This window comes from Streptomyces sp. NPDC044002 (assembly GCF_056434525.1).
Genome location: NZ_JBWKEZ010000006.1, coordinates 158,553 through 182,130, shown reverse-complemented (window position 1 = coordinate 182,130; position 23,578 = coordinate 158,553). Strand labels below are relative to the sequence as shown.

General features: G+C 72.3%; 26 protein-coding genes, 1 tRNA gene and 1 pseudogene. 23 read left to right on the top strand and 5 right to left on the bottom strand.

Annotation, left to right across the window (positions count from 1 at the left end):
* Positions 1–143 precede the first annotated feature (143 nt).
* The 5 genes from AC07A6_RS07005 (at position 144) to AC07A6_RS06985 (ending at position 5,678) form a co-directional block, all read left to right on the top strand.
* Positions 144–971, top strand: a complete 828-nt coding sequence (locus AC07A6_RS07005) for an FAD binding domain-containing protein (RefSeq protein WP_478776351.1) — start codon at positions 144–146, stop codon at positions 969–971.
* Positions 968–3,751: a molybdopterin-dependent oxidoreductase gene (locus AC07A6_RS07000; protein WP_478776350.1), complete on the top strand. Its 2,784-nt coding sequence runs from the start codon at positions 968–970 to the stop codon at positions 3,749–3,751. The genes AC07A6_RS07005 and AC07A6_RS07000 overlap by 4 nt, the downstream gene beginning before the upstream one ends.
* An 80-nt stretch (positions 3,752–3,831) precedes the next feature.
* Positions 3,832–4,281, top strand: a complete 450-nt coding sequence (locus AC07A6_RS06995; protein WP_386271928.1) for a molybdopterin-dependent oxidoreductase — start codon at positions 3,832–3,834, stop codon at positions 4,279–4,281.
* Between the two features lie 120 nt (positions 4,282–4,401).
* Positions 4,402–4,722, top strand: a complete 321-nt coding sequence (locus AC07A6_RS06990; RefSeq protein ID WP_478776349.1) for a hypothetical protein — start codon at positions 4,402–4,404, stop codon at positions 4,720–4,722.
* A gap of 203 nt (positions 4,723–4,925) precedes the next feature.
* Entirely contained in the window at positions 4,926–5,678 is a 753-nt protein-coding gene (locus AC07A6_RS06985; RefSeq protein WP_478776348.1) for a hypothetical protein, read from the top strand.
* On the opposite strand, the gene AC07A6_RS06980 is transcribed toward AC07A6_RS06985, so the two are convergent.
* A complete protein-coding gene (locus AC07A6_RS06980) occupies positions 5,647–6,546 on the bottom strand; it encodes a S41 family peptidase (protein WP_478776347.1) in 900 nt (299 codons plus the stop codon). The genes AC07A6_RS06985 and AC07A6_RS06980 overlap by 32 nt on opposite strands.
* A 159-nt stretch (positions 6,547–6,705) precedes the next feature.
* Here AC07A6_RS06980 and AC07A6_RS06975 point away from each other — a divergent pair, with 159 nt between their 5' ends.
* Complete coding sequence (locus tag AC07A6_RS06975) at positions 6,706–7,041, top strand: SCO4225 family membrane protein (protein ID WP_478776346.1); 336 nt, start codon at positions 6,706–6,708, stop codon at positions 7,039–7,041.
* 140 nt (positions 7,042–7,181) lie between these two features.
* Positions 7,182–7,418, top strand: a complete 237-nt coding sequence (locus AC07A6_RS06970) for a hypothetical protein (protein WP_478776345.1) — start codon at positions 7,182–7,184, stop codon at positions 7,416–7,418.
* 64 nt (positions 7,419–7,482) lie between these two features.
* Here AC07A6_RS06970 and AC07A6_RS06965 read toward each other — a convergent pair whose 3' ends face one another.
* Positions 7,483–8,295, bottom strand: a complete 813-nt coding sequence (locus AC07A6_RS06965; RefSeq protein WP_362456415.1) for a VOC family protein — start codon at positions 8,293–8,295, stop codon at positions 7,483–7,485.
* A gap of 128 nt (positions 8,296–8,423) precedes the next feature.
* Here AC07A6_RS06965 and AC07A6_RS06960 point away from each other — a divergent pair, with 128 nt between their 5' ends.
* Together AC07A6_RS06960 and AC07A6_RS06955 are read left to right on the top strand one after the other, a co-directional pair.
* Positions 8,424–9,008, top strand: coding sequence for an HhH-GPD-type base excision DNA repair protein (locus tag AC07A6_RS06960; RefSeq protein WP_478776344.1), 585 nt, complete (start codon positions 8,424–8,426; stop codon positions 9,006–9,008).
* Between the two features lie 98 nt (positions 9,009–9,106).
* Positions 9,107–9,580 (top strand): cupin domain-containing protein, encoded by a 474-nt coding sequence (locus AC07A6_RS06955; protein ID WP_362456421.1) that lies wholly within the window; start codon positions 9,107–9,109, stop codon positions 9,578–9,580.
* Here AC07A6_RS06955 and opcA read toward each other — a convergent pair.
* Together opcA and AC07A6_RS06945 are read right to left on the bottom strand one after the other, a co-directional pair.
* Positions 9,529–10,461 carry a glucose-6-phosphate dehydrogenase assembly protein OpcA gene (gene opcA, locus AC07A6_RS06950; protein WP_362456424.1) on the bottom strand — a complete coding sequence of 311 codons (933 nt, stop codon included), beginning with the start codon at positions 10,459–10,461 and terminating at the stop codon, positions 9,529–9,531. The genes AC07A6_RS06955 and opcA overlap by 52 nt on opposite strands.
* Positions 10,462–10,545: 84 nt before the next feature.
* Complete coding sequence (locus tag AC07A6_RS06945) at positions 10,546–12,189, bottom strand: helicase HerA-like domain-containing protein (protein ID WP_478776343.1); 1,644 nt, start codon at positions 12,187–12,189, stop codon at positions 10,546–10,548.
* 88 nt (positions 12,190–12,277) lie between these two features.
* Between AC07A6_RS06945 and AC07A6_RS06940 the strand changes: the two genes are divergently transcribed.
* Positions 12,278–12,574, top strand: coding sequence for a type II toxin-antitoxin system VapB family antitoxin (locus tag AC07A6_RS06940; protein ID WP_125601156.1), 297 nt, complete (start codon positions 12,278–12,280; stop codon positions 12,572–12,574).
* Between the two features lie 79 nt (positions 12,575–12,653).
* The gene (locus AC07A6_RS06935; RefSeq protein WP_386271936.1) at positions 12,654–13,337 is read left to right on the top strand and encodes a LytR C-terminal domain-containing protein; all 684 of its coding nucleotides are present in this window, start codon (positions 12,654–12,656) and stop codon (positions 13,335–13,337) included.
* An 18-nt stretch (positions 13,338–13,355) separates the two neighbouring features.
* On the opposite strand, the gene upp is transcribed toward AC07A6_RS06935, so the two are convergent.
* The gene (upp, locus tag AC07A6_RS06930) at positions 13,356–13,991 is read right to left on the bottom strand and encodes a uracil phosphoribosyltransferase (protein WP_266575412.1); all 636 of its coding nucleotides are present in this window, start codon (positions 13,989–13,991) and stop codon (positions 13,356–13,358) included.
* A 182-nt stretch (positions 13,992–14,173) separates the two neighbouring features.
* On the opposite strand from upp, the gene AC07A6_RS06925 reads away from it, so the two are divergent.
* The 12 genes and pseudogenes from AC07A6_RS06925 to AC07A6_RS06870 all read left to right on the top strand — a co-directional run.
* Positions 14,174–15,136, top strand: coding sequence for a universal stress protein (locus tag AC07A6_RS06925; protein WP_478776342.1), 963 nt, complete (start codon positions 14,174–14,176; stop codon positions 15,134–15,136).
* 124 nt (positions 15,137–15,260) lie between these two features.
* Complete coding sequence (locus tag AC07A6_RS06920; protein ID WP_478776341.1) at positions 15,261–15,461, top strand: hypothetical protein; 201 nt, start codon at positions 15,261–15,263, stop codon at positions 15,459–15,461.
* A gap of 307 nt (positions 15,462–15,768) precedes the next feature.
* The gene (locus AC07A6_RS06915; protein WP_362456855.1) at positions 15,769–16,320 is read left to right on the top strand and encodes a tRNA adenosine deaminase-associated protein; all 552 of its coding nucleotides are present in this window, start codon (positions 15,769–15,771) and stop codon (positions 16,318–16,320) included.
* 62 nt (positions 16,321–16,382) lie between these two features.
* Positions 16,383–16,811: a tRNA adenosine(34) deaminase TadA gene (tadA, locus tag AC07A6_RS06910; protein WP_260618639.1), complete on the top strand. Its 429-nt coding sequence runs from the start codon at positions 16,383–16,385 to the stop codon at positions 16,809–16,811.
* Between the two features lie 90 nt (positions 16,812–16,901).
* A tRNA-Ser gene (locus AC07A6_RS06905) sits at positions 16,902–16,989 on the top strand.
* Positions 16,990–17,069: 80 nt separating this feature from the next.
* Positions 17,070–17,363, top strand: a complete 294-nt coding sequence (locus AC07A6_RS06900) for a hypothetical protein (protein WP_362456437.1) — start codon at positions 17,070–17,072, stop codon at positions 17,361–17,363.
* Between the two features lie 428 nt (positions 17,364–17,791).
* Positions 17,792–17,953: a hypothetical protein gene (locus tag AC07A6_RS06895; protein WP_164720920.1), complete on the top strand. Its 162-nt coding sequence runs from the start codon at positions 17,792–17,794 to the stop codon at positions 17,951–17,953.
* A gap of 475 nt (positions 17,954–18,428) precedes the next feature.
* Complete coding sequence (locus tag AC07A6_RS06890) at positions 18,429–19,244, top strand: RNA polymerase sigma factor SigF (RefSeq protein WP_478776388.1); 816 nt, start codon at positions 18,429–18,431, stop codon at positions 19,242–19,244.
* A gap of 229 nt (positions 19,245–19,473) precedes the next feature.
* The gene (locus tag AC07A6_RS06885) at positions 19,474–20,313 is read left to right on the top strand and encodes an RNA polymerase sigma factor SigF (protein WP_362456440.1); all 840 of its coding nucleotides are present in this window, start codon (positions 19,474–19,476) and stop codon (positions 20,311–20,313) included.
* 60 nt (positions 20,314–20,373) lie between these two features.
* Positions 20,374–21,201, top strand: coding sequence for a hypothetical protein (locus AC07A6_RS06880; protein WP_478776340.1), 828 nt, complete (start codon positions 20,374–20,376; stop codon positions 21,199–21,201).
* Between the two features lie 134 nt (positions 21,202–21,335).
* Positions 21,336–21,767 (top strand): MarR family winged helix-turn-helix transcriptional regulator, encoded by a 432-nt coding sequence (locus AC07A6_RS06875; protein WP_478776339.1) that lies wholly within the window; start codon positions 21,336–21,338, stop codon positions 21,765–21,767.
* 82 nt (positions 21,768–21,849) lie between these two features.
* A pseudogene (locus AC07A6_RS06870) lies at positions 21,850–23,442 on the top strand (MDR family MFS transporter); the annotation flags it as partial.
* Positions 23,443–23,578 lie beyond the last annotated feature (136 nt).

Genomic DNA, 23,578 nt, shown 5'->3' with positions numbered 1-23,578 from the left:
GGCGGCCTATACCTCTTGGATGATTCACCAGGCGCGGCCCGCCGGGGCCGGATCCTTTCCGTGGCCCGGACCAGTCGTCCCGCCCCCTGTGCCGTTGCTTCACTGAGGCGAACCCCCGACGGCAGGAAGGCTGGTGGCGCGAAATGGACCTCAACACGGTGCTCGACGTGCGCGACGCGCGGCGCCGCGAACCCTGGCGTCCCGGTGACGCCTTCCTCGGCGGCGGCACCTACCTCTTCTCCGAGCCCCAGCCCCACGTCCGCCGCCTCGTCGACCTCTCCCGGATGGGCTGGCCGCCGCTGTCCTGGCAGCCGGACGGCTCCCTCGACATCGCGGCCACCTGCACCATCACCGAGCTGTCCCGCTTCGGCCGGACCCTGTCGCGCACCGCCGCCCCGCTCATCGAGCAGTGCTGCCGGGCCTTCCTGGCCAGCTTCAAGATCTGGAACATGGCCACGGTCGGCGGGAACCTCTGCAACGGCCTGCCGGCCGGGCCGGTCATCTCCCTGACCGCGGGCCTCGACGGCACCGTCCTGCTCCAGGGCCAGGACGGCACCACCCGCCGGATGCCCGTCACCGACTTCATCCGCGGCGCCGGCGTCAAGGACCTGCGCGACGGCGAGCTGCTGCGCTCCGCACGGATCCCCGCCCGCGCCCTGGAGACCCGAACGGCCTTCCGGCAGGCCTCGCTCTACGGACTGGGCCGCTCCGGCTCCCTGGTGATCGGCGCCCTCGACCCGCGGGACGGCTCCCTCGCCGTCACCGTCTCCGCCGCCACCACCCGCCCGTTCCGCTTCTGGTTCGCGCTGCCGCCCACGGCGGACGCGCTGCGGGCGGCCATCGACGACGCCGTCCGCCCCGGGGAGTGGTTCGACGACATCCACGGACTTCCCGAGTGGCGACGGCACATGGCACTGCGGCAGGCGGAGGAGATCCGCCGCGAACTCACCCTGGAGGAGGGCCCCCGATGAGCTACGGGATCGAGATCAACGAGCAGCGCTTCGAGGACGAGCCGCGCGCCGGCCAGTGCCTGCGCACCTACCTGCGCGAGCGCGGCTGGTTCGGCGTGAAGAAGGGCTGCGACCAGGGCGACTGCGGGGCCTGCACGGTCCACGTCGACGGGCAGCCGGTGCACAGCTGCCTCTACCCGGCCGTCCGCGCCGAGGGCCGCTCCGTCACCACCGTCGAGGGCCTGGCCAAGCCCGGCGGCGAGCTCCACCCGGCGCAGAAGCAGTTCCTCGAAGCCCAGGGCTTCCAGTGCGGCTTCTGCACGGCCGGCTTCCTGATGACCACCTCCGCCCTCCAGGCCGAGCGGGGCACCGCCCACGACGACGGCAAGCTCGACGACCTCCCGCGCGCCTTCAAGGGCAACATCTGCCGCTGTACGGGCTACCGCGCCATCGAGGACGCCGTCCGCGGGGTCAAGCACGTCGAGGAGCCCGAGGCGGGGCAGGCGTTCGGCCGCAGCCCGGGCGCCCCGGCCGGTCCCCAGGTGGTGACCGGCACCGCCCGCTACACGTTCGACGTCGAGGTGCCCGGCCTGCTCCACATGAAGCTGCTGCGCTCCCCGCACCCGCACGCCCGCATCGTCGGCATCGACACCCGCGACGCCCTCCAGGTCCCGGGCGTGCACGCGGTCCTCACCCACCACGACGCCCCCGACCGCCTGTACTCCTCCGCCCGCCACGAGCACCCGACCGAGGACCCGATGGACACCCGGGTCCTGGACGACGTGGTCCGCTTCGTCGGCCAGCGCGTGGCCGCCGTGGTCGCCGACAGCGAGCAGGCCGCCGAGGAGGGCTGCCGGCGCGTGGTCGTCACGTACGAGGAACTCCCGTTCGTCATCGACCCGGAGGAGGCGATGCTGCCGGGCGCTCCGGTCCTGCACCCCAAGGGCCCCGAGTCGGGGATCTTCCGCGCCGGGAACAACGTGTGCGGCGAGGTCCACGGCACGATCGGCGACATGGAGGCGGGCTACGCGGAGGCGGACGTCGTCCACGAGGAGACCTTCCGGACGCAGCGCGTGCAGCACGCCAGCCTGGAGACCCACGGCAGCGTCGCCTGGTTCGAGCCCAAGGAGGACGGCAGCGGCGAGCGGATCACCGTCCGGTCCTCCACCCAGGCCCCGTTCCTCACCCGGCGGGCGCTGTGCGCCCTCTACGACCTGAACGAGGACGAGGTCCGCGTCGTCGCGGGCCGCGTGGGCGGCGGGTTCGGCGGCAAGCAGGAGATGCTGACCGAGGACATCGTGGTCCTCGCCGCCCTGAAGCTGCGGCGCCCGGTGAAGCTCGAATTCACCCGGGCCGAACAGTTCTACGGCGCCACCACCCGCCACCCCTTCAAGATCACCGTCAAGATCGGGGCCAGGAAGGACGGCACGCTCACCGCGCTGCGCATCCGCATCGTCTCCAACACGGGCGCCTACGGGAACCACGGCCCGGCCGTCATGTTCCACAGCGCCGGCGAGTCCTTCGCCGTGTACAAGGCCCCGAACAAGGAGGTGGAGGCCTACTCCGTCTACACCAACACCGTGCCCGCGGGCGCCTTCCGGGGCTATGGCCTGGGCCAGGTCCTCTTCGCCCTCGAATCGGTGATGGACGAGCTGGCCATCCGCCTCGGCATGGACCCCCTCGTCCTGCGCGAGAAGAACGTCATCGGCCCCGGCGACCACATGGTGACCCCGATCGGCCACGAGGAGGACCTCTTCATCGCCTCGTACGGCATGAAGCAGTGCATGGACATCGTCCGCAGGGCCGAGGCCGAGGACCGCAGCCACGAGGACGTCCCCGAGGGCTGGCTCACCGGCACGGGATCCGCGGTCGCCATGATCGCGACCGGACCTCCGGGCGGCCACTTCGCCGACGCCACGGTCAGCCTGCTGCGCGACGGCACGTACGACATCGCGGTGGGCACGGCGGAGTTCGGCAACGGCACCACCACCGTCCACAAGCAGATCACCGCCGGGGCGCTGAACACCACCCTCGACCGGATCACGGTCCGCCAGTCCGACACGGACGTGGTCCGCCACGACACCGGCGCGTTCGGGTCGGCCGGCACCGTGGTGGCGGGCAAGGCCGTGATGCTGGCGGCCGACGCCCTGGCGGAGCGCCTGCGGACCTTCGCGGCGCGCCACACGGGCGTGGCCCGGCACCTGTGCGTACTCGGCGCCGAGGCCTTCGACTGCGCGGGCCGGGTCGTCACCCTCAAGGAGCTGTACGAGGCCGCCTGCGACAGGAACGCGCTGCACGAGATGACGGCGGAGGGCCACTGGACCGGCTCCCCGCGCTCGGTCGCCTTCAACTCCCAGTGGTTCCGCCTCGCCGTGGACCCCGGAACGGGCGAGATGAGGATCCTGCGCAGCGTCCACGCGGCCGATGCCGGCAAGGTCGTGAACCCGATGCAGTGCCGGGGCCAGGTCGAGGGCGGGGTGGCCCAGGCCCTGGGCGCCACCCTCTTCGAGACGGTACGGGTGGACGAGCGCGGGGAGGTCACCACGGCCGCGTTCCGCCGCTACCGGCTGCCGCAGTACGCGGACGTACCGCGCACGGAGGTGCACTTCATGGAGACCTCGGACGCGATCGGCCCGCTGGGGGCGAAGTCCATGAGCGAGAGCCCCTTCAACCCGGTGGCCCCGGCGTTCGCGAACGCCCTGCGGGACGCGACGGGGATCCGCTTCACCGAGCTGCCGGTGACACGTGATGTGGTTTGGCGGGCAATCAACCGGAAGCTGCAAGGCGGAAACGGCAATTGAGCACATAGATGCGGCTCATACGACCCTCCCAACCTCGCAGATGAGGTTCCACCGCCGCTCCGGCGGGGCATGACTGCTCCATGCCCTCACTCCTGCTGCACGGCGACCTCGACCACCCGGCCCTCCTCACCGTCTCCGACCTGCGGGAGTGGCCTCAGCACCGGGCGGAGGTCACCTTCGACTGCGCGACGAACGGCCCGCAGCACCACGTCTTCGAGGGCGCACTGCTGCGGGACGTCGTCGCCGGCGCCGGCCCGGTCTTCGACGCCCGCCGCCGCAAGGACCGCAGCCGCTACCTCCTCGCGGTCAGCGGCGGCGACGGACACCACACGGTGCTGTCCTGGGCGGAGCTGGACGCGGACTTCTGCGGGAGTCCGGTCCTGCTGGCCACCCGCCTGGACGGCGAGGAGCTGGACGTCCCGGGCAGCCAGCTGGTGGTCCCCTCGGACCGCTGCGGGGCCCGCTACGTCAGCGCGGTCACCCACGTCTGGTTCGGCACCCTGTCCGTCCCGGCACTGACCGCGGTCTGAGCGCACGCCCCGCACACTCCTCACGCCCCTCCTTCACCTCCACGCGCCGTGTCACGGAACGTGACCTCCGCCTACCGTCGGTCATGACACCTGGCAGGGCGAGAGGGAAGAGGCGAACGGATGCAGATGCGGATGCGGGTGCGGATGCGGGCGCGGAGGACGGCGGGGCTGCTCGGGGCGTGCGCGGCGGCCGCGGCCCTGGCGCTGGCGACCCCCGGCACGGCACAGGCGGCCCAAGGGGTCCTGTTCATCGACGGCGCACCGAACGAGAACCCCAGTGGCTGCTTCCCCCTGGGCGACTTCGCCCCGTCGGAGGTCGTCAACCTCACGAACGGGGTGGCCTGGGTGTGGGACGGCACGGACTGCGACGGCCGGGTGGTGCACCCGATCTTCCCGGGCCAGGTCGCGATCGGCCACGGCCGGAGCCTCTTCATCGAGTAGAGCGCCGCGCGGCCCCCGCGCGCCCGCACCCTTGAGACGCCCGCGCGGGGGCCTCGGCCGCGGCCTCGCCCTCGCCCTGCTCGCCGAGCGTTCCCCAACTCCCGTGTGAGGGGCAGCCCCTGACCTCGCATCAGGGACTCCTCAGGGTGGGCCCCGGGGTTTCCCGGTGACCCGCGGGGCGGGCGGAGCGGCACCTTGGGGGCATGCAGACCAACACCCTCCTCCGCCGCACGGCCGCCGGGCTCGGCCTCGCCGCCGCCCTCACCGTCGCCGTCGCCGGGACCGCGAGCGCCTCGCCCGCACCGGCGCCGGCGCCCGCGCCCTCGTTCGACTTCACCGACTGCCCGGCCATCCCCGCCGGGGTCGACGCGGCACAGTGGAAGTGCGAGGTCCTGACCGCCACCGGGTCCCTGAAGCTCGGCAACCGCACCCTGCCCGAGTTCGCCCCGATGACCATCACCCACGCCGAGGGTCCGATGCCCGACGGGAGCAAGGGCCAGGTCTGGGGCGCGCTGCGCAGCGGTCCGACCGCCGTCCCCGGCGGGCTGTTCGGGAACCCCGCAGGGGACCGCAGTCCCGTGCTCGGCCTCTCCGTCCAGCCGGAGTACGGCGGGCGCTCGGACTTCTACAGCGTCGGCGACGACATGGGCCTCTTCACGCTCCGCTACCGCGTGCTGAGCCCGCTGCTCCCGCAGGGCTGCGTCATCGGCGCGGGCGACGCCCCCGTCGAGATCCGGCTGAAGCGCGTGGGCAAGTCCGACCGGATCTCCAAGAACCCGCCCGTGATCAAGTTCGCCGCCGCCGACGGCTCCTTCGCGGTGCCGGCCGCCGAGGGCTGCGGGCCCCTCGGGAAGGTCCTGAACGACAAGCTCGGCCTCCCCGCGGGGACCGGCAACTCGATCACCCTGTCCGCGCTCTACACGTTCAGGACGTACGACCAACTGCCGCCGCGCTGACGGCGAGCGCCTCCTCCAGCGCCCGCTCCGCCGGGACCTGGATGTCCGGTACCACGCCCACGCCCTCCCAGTTGGTGCCGGTGACGGTGTTGATGGCCCGGGCCGTCGGCACGGTCACCAGGACGTGCTCGGCGACCGCGTGGCGGGCCGTCGGATGGGCCCCGCCCCGCGTGGTCGCGCCGACGACGACGGCCCTGCCGTGCGCCTGCAGGGTGTACGCCACGTCCTCGCCGCCGGAGAACGTCGTCCTGCTGGTCAGCACGTGGACGGGACGGTCCGTGTAGCGCGGCGCCGGCAGGTGTGCCGTCGTCCAGAACTGCCGGGTCGAGTCGGTGGCCCGGTCGTAGATGTCGTTGAGGTGCACCTGGTCGTCGGGGAAGAAGTAGCTGCACCACAACGCCGCCCCCTCCGCCGACCCGCCGAGGCACTCCCGCAGGTCCAGGACGAGCGCGGAGCTGTTCGCGACCAGTTGCATGGCCGCGCCGATCGCGCTCGCGCCCTCGATCGCGGTCGCGATGCGGCGGACGTCGATGACCGCCACGTTCCCCTCCAGGTGCTCGACGCGGCGGATCCCCTGGTGCTCCGCCCTGAGGAGCGCGAGGAACGCGGCCTCGCCCCCGTCGTCGTCCACCGGTTCGAGCGACTGCGGCTCGTCCGTCCACAGCAGGCGCAGGTGCTTGTCCGGACACACCTCCTGGAGGTCCGCCGTCACCGTCGCGCAGAGCTCCGGCCCGTCCAGACCCGCGTACGCGCCCTGCGCGAGCCTCTCCCGTAGCGCCGCCTCGATGGCGCCGGTCTTCTCGGGGAAGACGTAGCCCGCGCTGATCCGCTCCAGGGCCCGTTCGATCACTTGTTCATTGGTAGGCATGGTCGGTCACCCTAGGCGGCCTCCGGAGAACACTCCGCCGATTTACGCGGGCCGGCCGCCGCAACCGCGGCCGTACGGGGCGCGATTGGGTACGCGTACTCACGACACCGCACCCGTCCGGGCCGACCCTGGAGGCACACCACGCCCCAGGGAGAACCGATGAACATGCGCACTCTGATACGCCTGACCTTCGCCAATCCCGTCTCGGCGGTCTACCTCACCCTCGTCGGCGCCGCCCTCGCGGTCGCGACGGGCGTCTCCCTCTTCGGTCAGGACCCGGGGTTCGTCTGGATCTGGCCCACGCTCGTCACCGCCCCCTCCTCCTTCGCGGCGACGGCCGTAGGCATGCTGCTCTGGGGCGCCTCGAAGCCTCCCCTCTGGTTCTCCGCCGGCCTGCTGGTCGCCTGCGCCCTGGTGCAGTCCGCGGCCCTGGGCGCCGTCTGGCAGGCGGTCCGCCGGGGCCGCCGCCCCCTCGCCGGCCCCCAGCACGGCTGACCGGGGGAATCCGCCTCCCCCGGGCGGGTGCGGCGGACCGGGCGAGTGATCGATTCTGCGGTGAATCGGCTCCGGCAACCGGGTGATCAGGAGTGTCCTCGGCTGGTGGGCGCCGACGGGCCGGCGCTATCTCTGCACGCATGATCAAGAACATCGCCGCCGCCGCGGCGCTCGCTCTCAGCACCGCCCTGTTCACCAGCACCCCCGCCCAGGCCGCGCCGAGCTCCTTCCCGCTCCCGCCCTTCGGCTATCCCGTGGTGTACACCGTCACCTCGAACCCGACCGTCCTGGACGCCCCGCTGGTGCTCCACCCCGCGTACCACCCGGCGTACCACCCCGCCTTCCGGACCGCGCTCACCGTCCACCCGCTGCACTGACGCCCGCACGCCCCCGTTCCCCCGCCGTGTCGACCGGCGGGGGAACCGCTCCGGACTCGGGCGGCTAGCCGAAGCTCGGCATCTCCCCGACCGTCGTCGACAGGTCGATCACCGCGAACGCCGCCCCCTGCGGGTCGGTGACCGCCGCGAAGCGGCCGAAGGGGCTGTCCATCGGCCCGAAGTGCAGCTGCCCGCCGTGCTTGCGGGTCTTCGCGACCGCCTCGTCGCAGTCCGGCACCGCGAAGTAGACCTGTACGTACGAGGGGATCTCCGGCGGGAACTCCTCGCCCATCCTCATCCGGCCCAGCACCGGGTTCTGCGGACCGCCGACGCTGAAGACCTTGAAGTCCATCCCGGCCGCCTCAGGGTCGTCGCCGGGGTCCATCTGCTGGGACTCGTACGGGAAGACCTGCGACAGGAAGCCGTCCGCCTTCTCCGGCTCGCGCGTGAACACCTCCGCCCAGGCGTACGCACCGGACTCGCCGAGCTTCTCGAAGCCCTTGTGCTCGCCGGGCTGCCAGACGCCGAAGACCGCGCCGCTCGGCTCCTTGGCGATCGCCATCGTCCCGAAGGCGCCGACCTGCATGGGCTCCATCATCAACGTGCCGCCCGCCGCCTTGATCTTCTCGGCGGTGGCGGCGGCATCGGACGAGGCGAAGTAGAGACACCACTGCGAGGGTGCGTCACCGCCCGGCATCGGCGGCACGACGGCCGCGACCGCCTTGCCGTCGGAATAGGCCTGCGTGTAGTTGCCGTACTCGCTGCTGGCCTCGCCGAACGTCCAGCCCAGCACGTCGCCGTAGAACTCCTTGGCGCCCTCCACGTCGGAGAACATCGCATCCACCCAGCACGGGGCGCCTTCCGGGAACTCAGCCATGGTCGATCGACTCCTGTGTCGTGTGCCGTCCGTACGCGTGCTTGTCCTGTCGCTCCCACGCTAGGCGGGGGGTCTGACAATCGCGCGCCGACCGGGCGCCGGGGCCCCCGCTGGGGGAGGCTGGGGGCATGGACGACATCACCATCCGGCTCGCGCAGCAGCCCGAGGCCGACGCCCTGCTCGCGCGCAGCCCGCTGGCCGCGCTCACCGGCATGCTGCTCGACCAGCAGGTGCCGATGGAATGGGCGTTCTCGGGGCCCTGGACCATCGCCCAGCGGCTCGGCAGCGACGACCTCGACGCGCACGCCATCGCCGCCCACGACCCGGAGGCCTTCGCCGCGCTGCTGTCGCAGAAGCCCGCCGTGCACCGCTACCCGGGATCGATGGCGAAGCGGATCCAGCAGCTCTGCGCGTACCTGGTGGAGCACTACGACGGCGACGCGTCCGCCGTGTGGGCCGACGCCGCGAGCGGCGCGGAGCTGCTGGCCCGGCTGAAGGCGCTGCCGGGGTTCGGGGAGCAGAAGGCGCAGATCTTCCTGGCCCTGCTGGGCAAGCGGTTCGGCGTCCGCCCCAAGGGCTGGCGCGAGGCCGCCGGCGGCTACGGCCTGCCGAACGTCCACCGCTCGGCGGCCGACATCACGGGCCCGGAGTCCCTGGCGAAGGTCCGCGAGTACAAGCAGGCGCAGAAGGCCGCCGCCAAGCGTTCCGCATAGGCCTGCGGGGGCCTGAACTCCCGCCCCAGAAGCGGAGTTGCGCGCTCCAGGGGTACCCGTCGGCAGGGGGCGGGGCCGGGAGCCGTAGGGTCGGCCGCATGATCGAGAACCTGACCCGCGCTGCCGGGGCCGAAGTCATCTCCGACGGCCCCGGCAGCTTCATCACGCTGCTCACCGACACCCCCGAACTCACCTGCAACACCGCGTGCTTCGAGGTGGGCGCGGCCGGGGCCCCGGTGCACTTCCACACCAAGGCCACCGAGTTCTTCCACGTCACCGACGGCCGGCTCGACGTGCTCGTCGGCGACGAGGTCCACACCCTCGGCAAGGGCGACTTCATCAGCATCGCCCCCGGCGTGAAGCACGCCTTCGCCCCGGCCGCCGGCCACACCGCCGAGGTGTTCGTCGGCTTCACCCCCGGCATGGCCCGCTTCGACTACTACCGCCTCCTCGGGCGGGTGCGCGCGGGCGAGGCCACCGTGCAGGACATCATCGACAGCCAGCCCACGTACGACAACCACTACGCCGAGAGCGACGCCTGGGCCTCCCGGCCGCGCAGCACCGAGGCGTAGACCTCGTCGGCGTCGAGCCGCCGCAGCTCCTCCGCGATCAGCTCGGCGGTGCTGCGGATCTTGAGCGCGACCTTGCGGTCGGGCCAGCCCGGCAGCACCAGCGTGGCCAGCGAGCCGGTCGGGCGGTCCACGACCACCTCCCCGGCGGAGGTCTCCAGCCGGACCCTGGTGATGACCGGCCCCTCCGACGCCACCCGGGCCACCGGCACGCCGAGCCGGTCCTCCAGCCAGCGCGCCAGCAGCTCGGCGCTCGCGTTGTCGGGCTCGCTCTCCACCGCGGCGCCGGTCACCGGCAGCGGCTTCTGGTCGAACGCGCAGGCCAGCAGGGAGCGCCACGGCGTCAGCCGGGTCCAGGCGAGGTCGGTGTCACCGGGGGCGTACGAGGCCGCGCGCGCGTCCAGCACGCCGACCGGGTCCGTTGCCTCCTGCGCGTCGGTGATCCGGCGCTGCGCCACCGCGCCCAGGTCGTCGCGGGCGGGATCCGCGGGGGCCTCGGCCGGCCACCAGGCCACCACCGGAGCGTCCGGCACCAGCAGCGGGAGCACCACCGAGCCGGCCTGGGTGGTGAGGTCGCCGTGCAGGCGCAGGATCACGGTCTCCCCGGACCCGGCGTCCGATCCCACGCGCAGTTCGGCGTCGAGCCGGGTCCGGCGCCGCCGTTCCGGGCCCCGGTGGGTCCGCTTGATCACCGCGATGATCCGGCACGGGTGCTCCCGCGAGGCCTCGGAGGCCGCGCGTACGGCGTCGTAGGCGTTCTCCTCGTCCGTCACTATGACGAGGGTCAGCACCAGCCCCATGGTCGGGCTGCCAACGGCCCGGCGGGCGTCGAGCAGCGCCCGGCCGATCTTGCTGGACGTGGTGTCGGTGAGTTCGGTCCGCATACCCCCGAGTCTGTCAGCGCCCGCCGGGCGCCCGACAGCCGGTTCGCTCGATTCCGTCTGGAGGGGGACCCGGGGCGTCCCGGCTCAGCGGCGGCGGCGCGCGGTCCCGAAGATCGACCGTGAGATCTCCCGGCCCAGCTGCGTCCCGATCGACCGCGCCAAGGAGCGGAACAGCCCGCTCCCCACGACCTGTTCGGCCAGCGAGGGTTCCGGTTTCGGGGCGGAACGGGCCGCCTTCGCCGCCTCCTTGGCCTGCTTCTCGGCCTCCGCCGCCGCGGCGGCCGCCTCCGCCTCGGCCTCCGCGGCGGCCTGTTCGGCGGTGATCTTCTCGTACGCGGACTCGCGGTCGACCGGCTCGGCGTAGCGCGAGTACAGCAGCGAGGACCTGACGGCGCGCTCCAGGGCTTCGGCGTCGACCGGCCCCATCAGCGACTGCGGTGCGCGCAGCCGGGTGGCGGCGACCGGGGTCGGGGCGCCGTTCTCGCTGAGCACCGTGACGACGGCCTCGCCGGTGCCGAGCCCGGTGAGCGTCTCCTCCAGGTCGTAGGGGGAGTTGGGGAAGGTCTTCACCGTGGCCTTGAGGGCCTTCGCGTCGTCGGGGGTGAAGGCGCGCAGGGCGTGCTGGACGCGGTTGCCGAGCTGGGCCAGCACGTCCGCGGGCACGTCCTTGGGGGTCTGGGTGACGAAGAAGACGCCGATCCCCTTGGAGCGGATCAGCCGGACGGTCTGGGTGATGGATTCCAGGAACGCCTTCGAGGCCCCGTTGAAGAGGAGGTGCGCCTCGTCGAAGAAGAACACCAGCTTGGGCCGTTCCAGATCACCGACTTCGGGAAGTCCTCCGTAGAGGTCGGCGAGCAGCCACATCAGAAATGTGGAGAAAAGCTGTGGTTTGTCCTGTACTGCCGGGAGTTCCAGTACAGAGACCACTCCGCGCCCGTCGGCGGCCGTCCGGAGCAATTCACCGGTGTCGAATTCGGGCTCGCCAAAGAATTCCGTGGCGCCCTGCTGCTCGAATGCGGTCAGGGCGCGCAGGATCACTCCGGCGGTCACGGTGGAGAGCCCGCCGATTCCCTTCAGCTCGGGTTTTCCCTTGTCGGACACGAGGAAGGCGACGACCGCCCGCAGGTCCTTGAGGTCGATCAGCTCCAGGCCCTTGGAGTCGGCGTAGTGGAAGATCAGGCCGAGCGACTGCTCCTGCGTCTGGTTGAGCTGGAGCACCTTCGACATCAGCACCGGCCCGAAGGCAGTCACGGTCGCGCGGACGGGGATCCCGGGGCCGATCCCGCCGAGGGAGTAGAACTCGGCGGGGTACCCGGTCGCCTCCCACTCCTGCGCGACCTCGCCGGCCCTGGCCGCGGTCCGCTCGTTCGCCGCGCCGGGGACGGAGATGCCGGAGACGTCGCCCTTGATGTCGGCCAGGAAGACGGGCACGCCGTTCGCCGACAGCTGCTCGGCGATCAGCTGGAGCGTCTTGGTCTTGCCGGTGCCGGTCGCCCCGGCCACCAGCCCGTGCCGGTTGAGCATGGAGAGGGGGATCCGGATCTGCCGGCCGGGCAGGCACTTCCCGTCCCAGAGCAGGGCTCCGAGGTCGAGCGCGGGGCCGGTGAAGGCGTACCCGGCGGCGATCGCGTCGACGGCGGGGTCGGGCGCCCCGGGTTCCTGCCCGCCGGGCGGTTCGGGCGGTTCGGGCGGGTCGGCCGGAACGGCCGGGCCGGTGCTCTGGCTCATGCATCCCTCCCGGAATAGGCCTGTCTGCCACTTTTGCACCGACCGCGCGAGGCTGCGCCCGGAGGCACCGGCCCGGTAGGCTTTCCGTGTGATCTTCAAGCGCATCGGAAACGGGCGGCCGTACCCCGACCACGGCCGGGAGAGCGTCCGGCAGTGGGCGGACGTCGCGCCGCGCCCGGTACGGCTCGACCAGCTCGTGACGACCAAGGGGCAGCTGGACCTCGAGACCCTGCTCGCGGAGGACTCCACCTTCTACGGGGACCTCTTCGCCCACGTCGTGAAGTGGCAGGGCGACCTCTACCTGGAGGACGGGCTGCACCGCGCCGTGCGCGCGGCCCTCCAGCAGCGCCAGGTCCTGCACGCGCGCGTCCTCGAACTGGACTGATTGCGCCTTTCGGGTCTGCCTTACCCGATCAACAGATCATTTAGTAGGCATCGTTCCGGTACGGCACTACGCTGCGCCCATGAGCATGCTCACTCCCCCCGGCATGGGCGGAAAGTACCGCGTAACGGGAGCTGCCTACCCCCGTATGAGCCGCCCCCGGCGGCGTCGGAAGATCGTCCTCGCCCTGCTCGGATCCGTCCTGGCCCTGGCCCTGCTCGGCTACGGGGCGCTGCAGCTCATCGACGTGTTCGGCGGCGACGACAGCGGCAAGCGCAACACGGCGGCGTCCGACGGGAACTGCCCCACGGCCTCCGCCAAGCCCGCGAACGCGGTGAAGCCCGCCACCGCCCCGGACGCGGGCCCCGCCGCCTCCAAGGCCCCCGCGGTCGCCCTTCCGCAGCCCGGCCAGATCACCGTCAACGTCTACAACGCGACCCCGCGCGCCGGCCTGGCCAAGGCCGTCGGCGACGAGCTGAAGAAGCGCGGCTTCGCCGTCGGCCACGTCGGCAACGCCCCCGCCGACTTCGACAAGAAGGTCCCCGGTCCCGGGATACTGCTCGGCTCCCCGCGGACGGACAAGGCCGCCTACTCCGTCCTCGGCACCCAGCTCGCCGGGGTCACCACCCAGACCGACGCCCGCGAGGGCGCGGACATCGACCTGATCCTCGGCGACTCCTTCAAGGAGCTCAGCACGAAGGAGGACGCGGACAAGGCGCTGGCCGTCCTGGCCAACCCCGCGCCCGCGCCCTCCGCGAAGTGCTGATCCCCTGAACCGGGGCGCCTACTCGGCCGAGCCGTACATGCGGTCGCCCGCGTCGCCCAGGCCCGGAACGATGTAGCCGTGCTCGTTGAGCCGCTCGTCCACGGCGGCCGTCACCACCGTCACCGGCGTGCCCGCGAGCTCGCGCTCCATGACCTCGACGCCCTCCGGCGCGGCCAGCAGCACCACGGCGGTCACGTCGTCGGCGCCGCGCTTGATGAGCTCCTGGATCGCGGCGACCAGCGTGCCGCCGGTGGCCAGCATCGGGTCCACCACGTACACCTGGCGGCCGGAGAGGTCCTCGGGCATGCGCGTCGCGTACGTGGAGGCCTCCAGGGTCTCCTCGTTGCGGACCATGCCCAGGAAGCCCACCTCGGCGGTCGGCAGCAGCCGGACCATGCCGTCCAGCATGCCGAGGCCGGCGCGCAGGATCGGGACGACCAGCGGGCGCGGGTACGACAGCTTGACGCCGGTGGTCGGGCCGACCGGGGTCTCGATGTCGGCCTGCTCGGTGCGCACGTCGCGGGTGGCCTCGTACGCGAGGAGGGTCACCAGCTCGTCGGCCAGCCGACGGAAGGTGGGGGAGTCGGTGCGCTTGTCGCGCAGCGTGGTGAGTTTGTGCGCCACCAAGGGGTGATCGACGACCTGCAAACGCACAACATCCTCCAAGACTCAGCCGGGCTTCGACCTGCGATCAGCGAACTGCGAGACCCTGCTACCTGCGAAAACGGCCGCCTGTTCGCGACCCACTGGCAAAAGGCTACGCGCTGTGCGCACCGCCGCGCGTCCGCCGCGGGCCCTGAGATGCGGGCCGCCCCGCCGCCCAGCACGCTGGTCTGGTGAGCAACGGACTGGTGATCGCGGCCGTCGACGGATCCGAGCACAGCCTCCGCGCCCTGGAGTGGGCCCGCACGGCGGCCCTGCGGCACGGCACCGGCCTGCTCGTCGCCCACGTGCTGCCCGAGGCCACCCAGCTGTACGCCGGGCGCCGCTCGGCCCTGCACGACCCGAACGAGCCCGAGGAGTACGCGGACCCCGTGGGCGACCGCGTACGCGCCATCCTGGAGGCCTCCCCCGAGCAGCCCGCGGACATCCGCTACGAGGCCCTGGAGGGCTCGGTCCCGGCGGCGCTGAGGGTGATCAGCGGCGAGGGCTCGCCCCGGATGCTGGTGATGGGCTCCCGGGGGCGCGGCGGGTTCGCCGCGCTGCTGCTCGGCTCGAACAGCAGGGCCGTGGCCACCACCGCCTCCTGCCCCGTGGTGGTGGTCCCGCACGCCGACCGCGACGCGGCCGCCGACCCCGCCGGGGAGGCCGCGGGCGCCTCGGCCGGCAAGGTGGTGCTCGGGCTGCACGTCACCGAGACGCCCGAGGACGTGCTGTCCTTCGCCTTCGCGGAAGCCGCCGCACGGGGGACCACCGTCCAGGTGGTCTCGGCGTACGCGATCCCGCCCGGCCCGGCGAACGTGCTCGGCGGCCCCTTCGCGGTGATCCCGCCCGAGGCGCTCGCCGACGGAGGGGACGCCGTGCCGGCCGAACGGGAGATGCTGCGGGCCCAGACCCGGCGGCTGGAGGCGGTGCGGAGCCGGTACCCGGACGTGCCCGTCGAGCAGGCCGCCGAGCCCGGGAACGCGGCCGGGCGGCTGGTGGAGGCGTCCCGGTCGGCCGCGCTGGTCGTGGTGGGCCGCCACCACCCGCGCGTACGGTCCCTGCTGATCGGGTCGGTCGCGCACGCGGTGCTCCAGCACGCGCACGGCCCGGTGGCCGTCGTACCGGCCCTCACCGACGAGGACGCCGGGGTCTGACCCCTGACCTGGGGCGATCTGCGCGCCGGTGGCATCAAACGCGCCGGCCGGGGGAAGGTGGGAGCCGGGGGGTCTGCTCCGTGACGGCGGAGGAGGACGACCGGACCAGCCTGGGGTGGTGCCGATGCCCGAGACGCAGCCGAACTACACCGACGGGAGAGAGGCGTACGAGGCGCCGGAGACGGCGGCGCAGCGCAGGGCGCGACGCGCGCAGTTCCTGCGCGATCTGAACGAGGCCAGGGAGCTGCGCGACCGGGTCCAGCCCCGTCGCGCCCGAGCGGCCCGGATGCGGCAGCAGATGCGGATGCGCACCTTCCGCTGGTGACCGGGAGGCCGGGACGCGGCCGATGCGCGGCCGGGCTGCGGCCGGGGTGTGCCACCCGGCGCGCCACCCGGCCCACCGGCGTGCGCGCCGGCGGCCCCCTGACCGGGCCCGCGACCGGGCCCCCGGCGGGGCGCGCCACCGGCGCCGCGACACGGCCGCCGCGCGGAAGACCTCTCGCAAAGCCGCTGTTTCTGCCACGATGCCGATTGGGCGGGGTGCGGACGGCAAGCGTCACGGCCGTGCACACCCCAACCTCCGGCCGGGGGGACCTCCAACCGGCACGCCTATGACCAGTGGGAGAGTCACGGTGTACTTCGCCGCACTGCTCGCGCGCACCGAAGACGGGTGGGAAGCGAGCGACCTGGAACTCGACGACGTCGAGTCCCTCAGTGATCTGATCGATCTCGCACGGTCCACCGCTGTCGACGACGACACGGTGGTCGCCCTCATCGAGCAGGAGGACGCCTGGTTCGGCGTCATCCGCGTGGACGGAGAGGAGGACCCTCGGTACTTCGTCTCGAACGCCGCCGTGGCCGACCGCAGCTCCTACGGATCGATGCTGACGAAGGAGCTGCTGGGCACCGACGAGGAGGACGACGACCTCGACGAACTGGACCTGGACGGCACCGAGGACGGCGAGGACGAGCCGATCGCCGCCTACTCGGACGAGGACGACGACGACGCGGACGCCGAGCCGCGCGCCGGCTCCGATCCCCTGCCGGCCGGCCCCCTCGGCGACCCCGGGCTGCTGGCCGATCTCGGGGTCGGCCACAAGGAACTGCTGGACCTCGACGGAGACGCCCTCAGCGAGATCGCCGACGCCCTCGGCGCCACCGACGTGCTGGAGGCCGTCCGCTAGTGATCACCGAGCACCACATCACGTACGACCCCGATCCCGTACGGGATCCCTGGCGGGACTCCATGCGCCTGGCGCTGGAGGAGGCCGCCCTGGCGGTACCGGCCGGCGACGTGCCGGTCGGTGCCGTCGTGCTCGGCCCCGGCGGGGAGCTCCTCTCCACCGGGCACAACGAACGGGAGGCCGCCGGAGATCCCACGGCGCACGCCGAGCTGCTGGCGCTGCGCCGGGCGGCCGCCCGGCTCGGGGAATGGCGGCTGACCGGGTGCACGCTGGTGGTGACCCTGGAGCCGTGCGTGATGTGCGCGGGCGCGCTGGTGCAGTCCCGCGTGGCGCGGGTCGTCTACGGCGCGGGGGACGAGAAGGCGGGCGCGGCCGGGTCGCTGTGGGACCTCGTGCGCGACCGCCGGCTCAACCACCGCCCCGAGGTGATCCGCGGGGTGCTGGAGCAGGAGTGCGCGCGGCAGCTCACGGACTTCTTCCGGGAGCTGTGAGGCCCTCGCGGGAGCCTTCCGGGAGTGGTGAGCCAGGCCACGTCCTGCGGATTTGCAAACCACTCCCCACCTTGGGCTAGGATCTCTCTCGGTGGTGTGTCCGAGTGGCCGAAGGAGCTCGCCTCGAAAGCGAGTATGGGGCAACCCATCGGGGGTTCAAATCCCTCCACCACCGCCACTGAGAGCCCCGGTTCGTACGAACCGGGGCTCTCGCGCGTGCCCGCCGTGACCGGCCGCCCGCTCGGCCGTTGTCACGGCATGACCAAGACCCAGCGCATGCTCGCCGCCTTCGCCCTCGCGGGGGCCGCCGCGGGCCTCGCCGCACCCGCCGCCTCCGCCGCGCCCCTGGAAGCGGCCCCGCTCAGCCTCCCGGACCTCCCGGCCGCCGCCCCGGGCATGCCCGCCGGCGCCCAGCCCTCCGTCCCCGAGATCGGCGCGCGGCTCAGCCAGGGCGCGAACCAGCTGAACCAGCTGATGACCCTGCCCGACCAGCTCTCCCCCGTGATCGCGCCCGTCCAGCCGCTCCTGGGCCTCGCCGGCGCCATCCAGTAGCCCCGGCGCTCCCTGGCCCTGCCCGGCGCTCCCTGGCGCTCCCTGGCGCTCCTGCCCCTTCCCGGCCCTCCCCCGGACGCGAAGAAGGTCCCGACCGGAGTCGGGACCTTCGACGATGGGGACGGGGGAAGTGGCGATCGGGGGGACAAGCCACTTCCCCCGACGGGGACGGACCTGCCAGCCCGAGCCGCAGTCAGGGGGGAAGCTTGCGGCTCGGACCCCGCAGTGAGGCCCTGTCCCTCACCCACCGGTTTCCTGCCAGAACCGGTGGGCTCGTGTTCAATCCTGCGCCCGCCCCGACCGGGCACCCAGCGGCAAAGGGCCCCAACCACCGGGTCATTGGTCCTTAAAGGACAGGTGAGTGACCAAACCTGACCGGTTAGACTCACCCGACTTTGCAGCGCCGGTTGGGGAGGCCGACACCGTCCATGGACACCAAGAAGCTCATCACGGGCGTCCTCACCGTGTTCGTCCTCTTCGTGATCATCACCCAGCCCAAGCGGGCGGCGGAGATGGTGGGAATAGGCTTCCAGGGCATATCGGATGCCGCCTCGGGCATCGGCGAGTTCATCACCGAACTGGTGAACTGAAACCGTACGCCGAAGCGATTTCCGGACTTCCAGGTCCCCCACTCCGACGGGTGGGGGACCTTTCGCGTTCACGGTCGGGGGAGCCGGTAAAAAGAATACCCCTAAATGCCCAACTTGCCCTCAACACGGCTATATACGGTGCTTGCACACAGTGCACATCTCTTGTGATGCTATGACCGCTTTTGACCGATGAGTTGACCGAAGGGGTGGCGTGACCGTGCCGGCCAGTACTGCGCCTCAGGTGCCTCCCCAGCAAGAGCTCCGCCCGCACGAACCGCGCCACCAGGAGCCGCGCCCGGCCGAGCCCCGCACCGCCGAGCTCCGCCCGGGCGGGCCGCGTCCGGCGGAACCGCGCACGGGGGAGCCGCGCCCCGGCCCCCGCCCTCAGGAGCAGTCGCGGGAGCAGCCGCAGGAACAGTCGCAGGACGCGTCCCGGGAGCCGTCTCAGGAGCCGCCGCAGGAGCCGTCCCGGGACCTGCCCCAGGACCTGCCCCGGGACCTGCCCCAGACGCCGGCGAGGCCGCAGGGACGGGGCGCCGACACCCGGGCCCTGACCCAGGTGCTCTTCGGCCAGTTGAAGGACCTGGAGCCGGGCACCAGCGAGCACCACCGGGTGCGCGGGGCCCTGATCGAGGCCAACCTCCCGCTCGTCCGGTACGCGGCCGCCCGCTTCCGCAGCCGCAACGAGCCGATGGAGGACGTGGTCCAGGTCGGCACCATCGGCCTGATCAACGCGATCGACCGGTTCGACCCGGAGCGCGGGGTGCAGTTCCCCACCTTCGCGATGCCGACGGTCGTGGGCGAGATCAAACGGTACTTCCGCGACAACGTCCGCACCGTCCACGTCCCGCGCCGCCTCCACGAGCTGTGGGTACAGGTGAACGCCGCGACCGAGGACCTCACCACCCTCCACGGCCGGACCCCGACCACCCCCGAGATCGCCGAGCGGCTGCGGATCAGCGAGGACGAGGTGCTGTCCTGCATCGAGGCCGGCCGCAGCTACCACGCGACCTCGCTGGAGGCCGCGCAGGAGGGCGACGGCATGCCCGGGCTGCTCGACCGGCTCGGCTACGAGGACCCCGAGCTGGCCGGCGTCGAGCACCGCGACCTCGTACGCCACCTGCTGGTGCAGCTCCCCGAACGGGAGCAGCGGATCCTCCTCCTGCGCTACTACAACAATCTGACGCAGTCGCAGATCAGCGCGGAGCTGGGCGTCTCGCAGATGCACGTGTCCCGGCTGCTCGCCCGGAGCTTCGCCCGTCTGAGATCCGCAAACAGGATCGAGGCCTAACCGGATCGGGTGGAGCTGTTCCAGCGTTTCCCTACAGAATCGGCTCATTCTGCTCGGTCGCCCGACTGTCGCTGGAGATACTTGTCGACATGACGCTACAGCGTGTTGCCGACATGTGACATTCTGCTGGAACCGCGTTTGCCGCAGCCCCGCCTCCGGTATTCAGGTGGAGGCTGCGTTCCTCCGACGGGCGCAGAGACGCGACCGTCCGCGACCTCAAGGGGGTGGCATGTCCGCAGAACAGGGCAGCTCCAAGGTGCTCACGCTCGACACGCGTGAGCTGCCGGCAGTGGCCGACCGCTCGGAAGCCATCGACACCCGCACCCTCTCCCGCTCCCTCTTCCAGCGACTCGCCGCCCTGGACGCGGACAGCCCCGAACGGGCGTACGTACGAGACACCCTGATCGAGCTGAACCTGCCGCTCGTGCGCTACGCGGCGGCCCGGTTCCGCAGCCGGAACGAGCCGATGGAGGACATCGTCCAGGTCGGCACCATCGGCCTGATCAAGGCGATCGACCGGTTCGACTGCGAACGCGGCGTGGAGTTCCCGACGTTCGCGATGCCGACCGTCGTGGGCGAGATCAAACGATTCTTTCGAGACACTTCCTGGTCCGTCCGCGTCCCGCGCAGGCTCCAGGAACTGCGCCTCGCGCTGACCAAGGCGAGCGACGAACTGGCCCAGAAGCTGGACCGGTCCCCGACCGTCCCGGAGCTGGCGGCCGTGCTCGGCGTCTCCGAGGAGGAGGTCGTCGACGGCCTCGCCGTCGGGAACGCCTACACCGCCTCCTCGCTCGACTCGCCCTCCCCGGAGGACGAGGGCGGCGAGGGCTCGCTCGCGGACCGCCTCGGGTACGAGGACACCGCACTGGAGGGCGTCGAGTACCGCGAGTCGCTCAAGCCGCTGCTCGCCAAACTCCCGCCCCGGGAACGGCAGATCATCATGCTGCGGTTCTTCGCGAACATGACCCAGTCGCAGATCGGCGAGGAGGTCGGCATCTCCCAGATGCACGTCTCCCGCCTGCTCACCCGCACGCTCGCCCAGCTGCGGACGGGCCTGATCGGGGACTGAGTCACAGAGCCGCCGGCGGGCGGGGTTCACATTTGACACTGCGTCAGGAACACTGGCGCGATGCGAACGGGACCCCGCGCCGCCCTCGCCCTCGCCCTCTGCTGCACCGCCCTGGCGGCCCTCGCCGGCTGCGGGCAGGACCGGGACGGGTACGTCGTCGTGGGCGCCGCCGCCGCGGGCCCCGAACGGGGTGCGGGAGAGAACGTGCCGCCGCGGGGCCAGGTGGAGTTCCAGCCGCTGACATCCGGCGGACCGGCCCCCTCCGCCGACGCCCCCGGTTCTACGCCGCCCGGCGCGCCCGGGTCCCGGCCGGGCGACGGCTCCGGCCCGGGCGGAGGGACGGCCACCGCCCCGGTCGGCTCCGCACCCGCCCCCGGCACCCCGCCGGACCCGGACACCCCGGCCACCCCCGGCGGCACCGGGGGCGCGGGCACGGGCGCCACCACCCCGGGCGCGCCCGACACCCCGGCCCCTCCCGCCCCGCCGATCTCACCCGGCACCCCGGGCACCCCCGGCACCCCAGCCCCTCCGGCCCCTCCCGCCCCGAAGCCGGGCACGACGCCGCCCGCCCCACCGGCCACCCCGGCCCGGCTCACGCTCGGCGCCCCGGTCCGCGCGCCGGCGTCCTCCCGCTGGTGCGAACGCGTCACGGTGACCTTCACCAACACCGGCACCACGGCGGCCCGCTCCGGCACGGTCGGCTTCGCGACGCACATCATCGGCGCCCTCGGCGTCGACTGGGCCACGATCACCACGACCCAGCCCCTGCCCGCCCCCATCGCGGGCGGCAGCTCGAAGACGCAGACCTACACGGTCTGCGTGGAGGCGTGGCGGGTCCCGCTGGGCATGCACGTGGAAACCCGGAACGTCACCGCCACCTGGAACTGAGGCCGGCGGCACGACCGCCGCCGCCCGATCCCGGTTTTCCGATTCCTTTACCGCCACACCCCCCGAATTCATTTGCCTGTAGCAACCATGCGCTTCTATGGTTGCCCTAAGCAACAAGATGGGGGCGGTTCCCGGTGACCACGCAGACGGCCCAGCACACCCGCTACGAGGAGCTGGCCCGCCAGCTCACCGGAATCGGCGCGGTCAAACGCGACCTGGCCCGGATGCTGCCCCCGCACTGCCCGCCCGGCTCCGCCGCCGTCCTCACCGTCCTCGACCGGCACGGCGAGATGCGGCTCAGCCGGCTCACCGAGTTCATGGCCGTCGACATCTCCGTCAGCAGCCGGCACGTCGCCCACGTGGCGCAGCACGGCTGGATCGAGCGGGAGACCGACCCCGGCGACGGCCGCTGCCGGATCCTGCGCCTCACCGAAGCCGGACGCGCCATGCTCGCCGAGCTCGGCGCCCGCTACACCGACGCGCTGGAGAAGGCCCTGGCCGACTGGTCGGCCGAGGACATCGACGCACTGAACACCCTGCTGGCCCGACTCCGATCGAGCTTCTAGGCAAAGGAAACACATGGCTACGACCACACCCGGCGGTGTGCGGGGAGGCGGCCGGTCGGAGACCACGTCCGACGGCGCACCCATGACCCATCCGCAGATCATGAAGGCGCTGTCCGGGCTCATGCTCGGCATGTTCGTGGCGATCCTGTCCTCCACGATCGTCTCCAACGCCCTGCCCCAGATCATCAGCGACCTCGGCGGCACCCAGTCCTCCTACACCTGGGTCGTCACCGCCGCCCTGCTCTCGATGACGGCCGCGACCCCGCTGTGGGGCAAGCTGTCCGACCTCTTCAGCAAGAAGCTCCTCGTCCAGATATCCCTGGTGATCTACGTCCTCGGCTCCGTGGTCGCGGGCATGTCGCAGAACACCGGGATGCTCATCGCCTGCCGGGTGGTCCAGGGCATCGGCGTCGGCGGCCTCTCCGCCCTCGCCCAGATCGTGATGGCCGCGATGATCTCCCCGCGCGAGCGCGGCCGCTACAGCGGCTACCTGGGCGCCGTCTTCGCCGTCGCCACCGTCGGCGGCCCGCTGCTCGGCGGTGTCATCACCGACACCTCGTGGCTCGGCTGGCGCTGGTGCTTCTACGTCGGCGTGCCCTTCGCCGTCATCGCCCTGATCGTCCTCCAGCGCACCCTGCACCTGCCGGTGGTCCGCCGCGACGTCAAGGTCGACTGGCTGGGCGCCTTCCTGATCAGCGGGGCCGTCTCGCTCCTGCTGATCTGGGTCACCCAGGCCGGGGATTCCTACGACTGGATCTCCTGGACCACCCTGGCGATGACCGGCGGCGCCGTGGTGCTCGGCCTGCTCTTCCTCCTCGTCGAGTCCCGCGCGAGCGACCCGATCATCCCGCTGCGGCTGTTCCGCAACAAGACCATCAGCCTGGCCTCCGCCGCCTCGCTGTTCGTCGGCATCGCGATGTTCTCCGGCACGGTCTTCTTCAGCCAGTACTTCCAGCTGGCCCGGGGCGAGTCCCCCACCATGTCCGGCATCCTCACCATCCCGATGATCGGCGGCCTCTTCGTCTCCTCCACGGTCTCCGGCCAGATCATCACCAAGACCGGCAAGTGGAAGGCCTGGCTGGTCTCCGGCGGCGTGCTGCTGACCGCCGGACTCGGCATGCTCGGCACCCTGCGCTACGACACCCCGTACTGGCACATCGCGCTCTACATGGCGCTCACCGGGCTCGGCCTCGGCATGATGATGCAGAACCTGGTCCTCGCGACGCAGAACCAGGTGGCTCCCGAGGACCTCGGCGCCGCCAGCTCCGTCGTCACCTTCTTCCGCTCCCTCGGCGGCGCCATGGGCGTCTCGGCACTGGGCGCGGTCATGGCCAACCGGGTCACCCACTACGTCCAGGACGGGCTGGCCGCACTCGGCCCGAAGGCCGCGGCCCTCGGGCACGGCGGCACCGGCGGCGGCGGGATCCCCGACCTCGACAAGCTGCCCGCGCCGTTCCGGACCGTCATCGAGTCCGCGTACGGGCACGGCGTCGGCGACGTCTTCCTGTACGCGGCCCCGAGCGCGCTGCTCGCGCTGCTGCTGGTGCTGTTCATCAAGGAGATCGCCCTGAAGTCGAAGCCGGCCCTGCACGAGCCGGCCGCCGAGGGCGGCGCCGGGGCCCCTGCGCCCTCCGAGGCAACCGAGCCCGCCGAGGCCGCCGCGCGGGCCAAGGCCTGACCGGAAGTCCAGCGGAGCACGCCGTGAACGGCCCGGGGGCGGGGCCCAAGCAAGGGGGGGGGAACGGGGCCTCGGCCCGTGTGGGGGTCTGTTGTTTGTCCCTCCGCTCCCGAAGGTGAGAGGAAAGGGGAAA